Annotated in this window: 4 protein-coding genes and 1 pseudogene; all 5 read right to left on the bottom strand. The window is 76.3% G+C overall.

What is annotated here, in order from left to right; genetic code table 11:
* Positions 1 to 504: thiamine phosphate synthase (locus H0488_RS23115; protein WP_220794921.1), on the bottom strand; the 504-nt coding region annotated here is incomplete at its 3' end.
* 101 nt (positions 505 to 605) lie between these two features.
* Entirely contained in the window at positions 606 to 860 is a 255-nt protein-coding gene (locus tag H0488_RS24830; protein WP_312856499.1) for a hypothetical protein, read from the bottom strand.
* Between the two features lie 158 nt (positions 861 to 1,018).
* A pseudogene (locus H0488_RS24825) lies at positions 1,019 to 1,417 on the bottom strand (thiazole synthase); the annotation flags it as partial.
* Positions 1,414 to 1,614 carry a sulfur carrier protein ThiS gene (gene thiS, locus H0488_RS23105; RefSeq protein ID WP_183101517.1) on the bottom strand — a complete coding sequence of 67 codons (201 nt, stop codon included), beginning with the start codon at positions 1,612 to 1,614 and terminating at the stop codon, positions 1,414 to 1,416. The pseudogene H0488_RS24825 and the gene thiS, both read right to left, overlap by 4 nt.
* A partial coding sequence (locus tag H0488_RS23100) for an FAD-dependent oxidoreductase (RefSeq protein WP_183101516.1) occupies positions 1,611 to 1,874 on the bottom strand: 264 nt, incomplete at its 5' end. The genes H0488_RS23100 and thiS, both read right to left, overlap by 4 nt.

Below are 1,874 nucleotides of genomic sequence, written 5' to 3'. Positions count from 1 at the left end.
GTCGGCGGCGCGCATCACCTCGCCCATCACGGCGACCCCCTGGGCGCCGGACTGCCGGGCGGCGGCCGCGTTGGCCGGGGTGATCCCGCCGAGGGCGTAGGTCGGGATCGGGAGGTCGGCGAACACGCCGTCGGGCAGCGACGGGCCGTAGCCGGGCTTGCTCCGGGTCGGGGCGTACGGCGACAGGGTCGCGTACGACGCCCCACCGGCCGCGGCTCGTCGTACCTCCGCCACGGAGTGGCACGACCGGCCGAACCACCCGTCGATCGCGGGCTGGTGGGCAGCGAGGTGCGTCCCGTGCGCGGCCGGGTCGGGGACCCGGCTGCTGATCACGGTCAGGTCGGGCAGCGCCGCCAGGGCAGCGACCAGCGCGTGCCGGGCGGACCGCTCGAGGTCGTGCTCGCGCACGACGACTGCGCGCAGCCCGGCCTCGACGCACTCGTCGATCGTCCGCAGCAGCGCCCGCCCCAACCTGAGCTGGGCCCGGTCCGTCAGCAGCAGCACGCGAGTCGGCTCTTGTGTGCACGCGGAGAGCGCCGAGTCGGCTCCAGACGACAAGCGTCGACTCGGCGTTCCTGAGCTGCCAACAGGCGCCGACTCGCGCATCATGCGATCCGACCGGCCATCGGGCTCGAGGCGCGGGCGCCGGCGCGGCGCGGGATCCGGCCGGCGGCGCGAGCGGCACGTCCGGCGTCGACCCCGAGGCGGAGCGCGCCGGCCATCGCGACCGGGTCGTCGGCGCGGGTGATCGCGGTGGCGGCGAGCACGGCGTCGCAGCCGAGCTCCATCGCGAGCGCCGCGTCGCTGGCCGTGCCGACGCCCGCGTCGAGCACGACCGGGACGTCGACGGCCGCGCGCACCGCCTCGATCGCGTGCGCGTTGAGGATGCCCAGCCCCGACCCGATCGGCGANCGATCGCGTGCGCGTTGAGGATGCCCAGCCCCGACCCGATCGGCGATCCCAGCGGCATCACCGCGGCACAGCCGACGTCGACCAGCCGCCGGGCCAGGACCGGGTCGTCGGTGGTGTAGGGCAGCACGGCGAAGCCGCGGCGGGCGAGCTGGTCCGCGGCGTCGACGAGGCCCACCGCATCGGGCAGCAACGAGGCCTCGTCGCCGATGACCTCCAGCTTGACCCAGTCCGTCTCCAGAGCCTCACGGGCCAGCTCCGCGGTCAGCACGGCCTCGCGCGCCGTCAGGCAGCCGGCGGTGTTCGGCAGCACCGGGACGCCCGCCCTGCGAACGGTCGCCAGCAGGCCGCCGTCGCGGGTCGCCGAGGTCCGTCGTACCGACACCGTGACCAGCCCGGGCTCCGCGGCGGCGAGCACGGGTGCCAGCAGGGCGAGGCTCGGCAGCCCGCCCGTGCCGAGGAAGAGCCGCGAGGCCAGCGTGCGGCCGGCGATCGTGAGACCACTCATCCCCCTTGCACCGCCGTCACGACCTCGACCCGGTCGCCCTCGACGAGCAGCCGGCGCGGCCAGTCGTCGCGACGCACCACCTCGCCGTTGACCGCGACCGCGATCCCGTGGGGTCTCGGGTCGGCGAGCCTGTCGGTGAGCAGGTCGGCGATCGTCCCGCTGTGCTCGGCGGGCACTCCGTTGACGGACAGCCTCATCGGTCTCCTCCTGGGAATCTGCGGGGGTCGAGCGCCGGGTCGACGGCGCCGGTCTCGAGGTGGTCCGCCACCAGGCGGGCAGTGAGCGGGGCGAGCAGGACGCCGTGGCGGAAGTGCCCCGCGGCGAGGACGGCGCCGTCCGCGGTCGGCCCCACCAGCGGCAGGTTGTCGGGCGAGCCCGGGCGGTCCCGGGCGAGCGCCTCGACGAGCTCGGCCCGGTCGAGGGCGGGCCACAGCGCGCGGGCCGCGGTGAGCAGGCG

The organism is Nocardioides pelophilus (genome assembly GCF_014180685.1).
Taxonomy (GTDB): Bacteria; Actinomycetota; Actinomycetes; order Propionibacteriales; family Nocardioidaceae; genus Nocardioides; species Nocardioides pelophilus.
Note: the sequence above shows the minus strand (reverse complement) of the source record. Positions and strands in the feature narration are given on the sequence as shown.